This window comes from Sanguibacter massiliensis, from assembly GCF_900240335.1.
Lineage (GTDB): Bacteria > Actinomycetota > Actinomycetes > Actinomycetales > Cellulomonadaceae > Flavimobilis > Flavimobilis massiliensis.
Genome location: NZ_LT964986.1, coordinates 1 through 3,567, shown reverse-complemented (window position 1 = coordinate 3,567; position 3,567 = coordinate 1). Strand labels below are relative to the sequence as shown.

Genomic DNA, 3,567 nt, shown 5'->3' with positions numbered 1-3,567 from the left:
CCCCAGAGCCCCGGAGCCCCGGAGCCCCAGAGCCCCAGAGTCGCGGAGCCGCGGACCGCGAAGCGGGGCGCGGCTGCGTCCGATGGCGCGGCCCCGCCGCGCGCGGCACCATCGGAGGATGACGACCGATGACGTGCCCCGCGCCCCCCGACGTTCCCCCGTGACCGTCGCCATGACGACCGTCCGCGCGTTCCTCGCGGACCGCGGGACCGACGTCGCGGCCGCGCTCACCTTCTACGCCGTCCTCGCGATCGCGCCCGCGGCGGCGGCCCTCCTATCGATCGTCGGGCTGCTTGAGAACCCGCAGAGCGTCGTCGACGAGATCAAGACGGTGCTGCGCGAGGTCGCGTCGCCGGAGGTCGTCGAGACCGTCGGCGGCATCCTCGACGGGCTCGCTGAGAACAGCAGCGCGGGTGTGGCGTTCGTCGTCGGTCTGCTCGGTGCACTTTGGTCCGCCTCCGCGTTCGTCACCGCATTCTCGCGGGCGATGAACACCGTCCACGGCGTCGAGGAGGGGCGCCCGATGTGGGTGCTGCGCCCGCTCATGGCGGTGCTCACGATCGTGCTGGTGCTCGTCGCGGCTGTCGTCGCGGTGCTGCTCGTCGTCTCGGCGGACCTCGCACGGACGCTCGGCGGTCCGATCGGCCTGAGCGACACGTTCGTCACCGTGTTCGCGTGGGCGCGGTGGCCGCTCGTGCTCGTCGCGATCGTGCTGCTCGTCTCGCTGCTCTACCACTGGACGCCGAACGTCCGCACGGGCCGCTACCGCGTGCTGACGCCGGGGGCGGCGGTCGCTGTCGGTGTCATCCTTGTCGCGAGCTGGGGCTTCGGCGTGTACGTCGCGAACTTCGCGAGCTACGACCGCACGTACGGGGCGCTCGCGAGCGTCGTCGTCGTGCTCGTGTGGCTGTGGATCTGCTCGATGATCCTCGTCCTCGGCGCGGCGCTCGACCACGAGCTGCTCCGGGGTCGACAGCTGCGCGAGGGGCTGCCGGCGACGGACCGCGCCCTCCTGCCGATGCGCTCGACCGCGCAGATCGACAAGCGTGCGCGCCAGGAGGCGCGTGCTGTCGAGCGTGACGAGGAGATCCAGAAGGAGGCGCTGACCCTGCAGGTCACGGCGGGCACCCCCGGCCTTGACGGCCCGACGGCCCGCTGCGGGTCGGACGATGCGGCGGCGGACGATGCGGCCCCCGGCAAGGACGTCCACGCAGACCGTGGAACGCCGCCCGACGAGGGCTCTCCGGGCCGTTAGGCTGACCCCCGAGCCCACGCGCGACGACAGGAAGGACGGCCGGTGACGATCCCCAACATCATCACCCTCACCCGTCTCATCGTCCTCACGCCCCTGTTCGTCGTCCTTGCCGCGTCGGGGCGCACGGGCGCCGCGATCGTCGCGCTCATGGTCCTCGGCGTGACCGACTGGGCCGACGGGTTCATCGCGCGGCGCTTCAACATGACGAGCGACCTCGGCAAGACGCTCGACCCGCTTGCCGACAGGCTCGGCATGCTCGCGGTCGTCATCACGCTCACGCTGCTAGGTGAGCTGAGGTGGTGGATGCTCGGGCTCGTCGTCGTGCCGGACACCGTGCTCATCTGCGGCGCGCTGTTCCTCATGGCCACGAGGCGCTGGCCGCTTCCGGACCTCGAGGTGTCGCTACTCGGCAAGGCTCGCACCGCGGCGCTCATGACAGGGCTCCCGCTGCTGCTCCTCGCCTCGGGCACAGACGGCGTGCTGTGGCACGTCGCGTTCGGGCTCACGGTCGCCGGGTGCGTCGGGCATGCGCTTGCTGCGACGACGTACGCGGTGCGTGCCTGGCAGCTCGTCTACGGGTCCGGCAGGGTGCCCGTGGGGTCCGAAGGTCCCGACGCGCAGGCGTGATCCGCAGAAATCTGCGATGGGTGGGTTACGTGTCGTTTCCGCATCGTTATGAAGACGTTCTGGCTCCGGCTCGCTTCTTGGGCGCACACCCCCCTATGATCGGGGGGTAGTTGCTGTGCTTTGCTCGTCTCGCTGCGATGGAATCATCGCGTTCCGGCTTCAGGAGTGGACGAAGAACACCGCGACGGAGCGGCCCTCGAAAGACGAGGGTCGTCCGAGCACTCTGAAGGAGTACGGAATGTCTGTTGGAACCGTGAAGTGGTTCAACTCGGAGAAGGGCTACGGCTTCATCGCCCCCGAGGACGGTAGCGCCGACGTGTTCGCGCACTACTCGGCCATCCAGTCGAGCGGCTACCGCTCGCTCGAGGAGAACCAGCGCGTCGAGTTCGACGTCACGCAGGGCCCGAAGGGCCCGCAGGCGGAGAACATCCGCCCCCTCTGATCTCGCACAGCGCGTAGATCTTCGAACGCCCCGCTCCCCTCACGGGGGGCGGGGCGTTGCGCATGCCCGGGGGGCGTCGGTGCCTCGGGGGCCGGGTGCGTCCGGGAAGGTTGCGTCAGGGCACCTGTTGGAGGTGCCCTGACGCAGTCAGTTCGGCTGGTCGTCCGACGTCCGCCGCACGGGGGTGTCCGGGCCGATCTCGCGGTCGGTGACGGTCTCGACGACGGTCTCGACGGCGTCCTCGATGGCGTCCTGCGCGGCGCGGTTCGCGGCGCGGACCCGTCGGAGCCGCAGCAGGCGGGCAGCGACGAACCACAGGACGAGCACCGCGATCGCGACGAGCACGAGGTTCGAGAGGACGCCGCTCCACTTCTCGAGCACGGGCTTGATGGCGGGGCCAGCGATGTAGCCGGCGCCGATCCAGATGGCGTTCCACAGGCCGGAGCCGGCGAACGTGTACCAGGTGAACTTGCCGAGGTTCATGCGCTCGATCCCGGCCGGGATCGAGATGAACGACCGCACGAGCGGCACGCACCGTCCGACGAACACCGCCGTGCCGCCCCACCGGGCGAAGAACGCCTCGGCGCGGTCGAAGTCCTCGTGCTCCATGAGGGGGACGGCGCCGACGATCGCGCGCGTGCGGTGGCGACCGAACGCGTAGCCGATGCCGTACCAGGCCCACGCGCCGATGATCGCGCCGAGCGTCGCGAGGGCCCATGCGAGCCACACGTTCATGCGGCTCTCGTACGCGAGGAAGCCGGCGCCGGGCAGGACGGCCTCGGATGGGATCGGCGGCACGAACGTCTCGACGAGCACGGCGATACCGACGCCGACCTCACCTAGTGTCTCCATGAGGCTGAGCACCCACCCGATGAAGCCGTCGTACTCGGCTGCGGGGTGGACGTCGGTCGCGAACTGGGCGATGCGTGTGAGGTTCATGGCTCCGGGCTTGTCGGGGTGGCGGCGCGGCCGGCGGCGGCCAGCTCTCCGAACGCTACCGGTCCTGGGGCGTCGGGGCGCCGTGTTCCTGGGGAGGTGTCGTGCCGAATGCCGGTCAGGCCCCGTCGCCGGGACTCGTAGGTCTCAAGCACCATCGAATGGTGTTCCGGGCCTACGAGTCGGGGTGTGGGTGTGACTTGTAGGTCTCAAGCACCATCGAATGGTGCTTCGGGCCTACGAGTCGGGGTGTGGGTGTGACTTGTAGGTCGTCAGCACCATCGAACGGTGTTCCGGACCTACGAGT

The 3,567-nt window shown here is 69.9% G+C and carries 4 protein-coding genes; 3 read left to right on the top strand and 1 reads right to left on the bottom strand.

Features of this window, described 5'->3' with window-relative positions; translation table 11 throughout:
* Positions 1–118: 118 nt before the first annotated feature.
* From C1729_RS14050 to C1729_RS14040, 3 genes are all read left to right on the top strand, one after another.
* On the top strand, positions 119–1,255 hold the full coding sequence (locus tag C1729_RS14050; protein ID WP_165375531.1) for a YihY/virulence factor BrkB family protein: 1,137 nt from the start codon (positions 119–121) through the stop codon (positions 1,253–1,255).
* Between the two features lie 42 nt (positions 1,256–1,297).
* Complete coding sequence (locus C1729_RS14045; protein WP_102510770.1) at positions 1,298–1,882, top strand: CDP-alcohol phosphatidyltransferase family protein; 585 nt, start codon at positions 1,298–1,300, stop codon at positions 1,880–1,882.
* 238 nt (positions 1,883–2,120) lie between these two features.
* On the top strand, positions 2,121–2,324 hold the full coding sequence (locus C1729_RS14040) for a cold-shock protein (protein ID WP_102510769.1): 204 nt from the start codon (positions 2,121–2,123) through the stop codon (positions 2,322–2,324).
* A 147-nt stretch (positions 2,325–2,471) separates the two neighbouring features.
* Here the strand turns inward: C1729_RS14040 and C1729_RS14035 are convergent, their stop codons facing one another.
* A complete protein-coding gene (locus tag C1729_RS14035) occupies positions 2,472–3,263 on the bottom strand; it encodes a DedA family protein (protein ID WP_102510768.1) in 792 nt (263 codons plus the stop codon).
* Positions 3,264–3,567 lie beyond the last annotated feature (304 nt).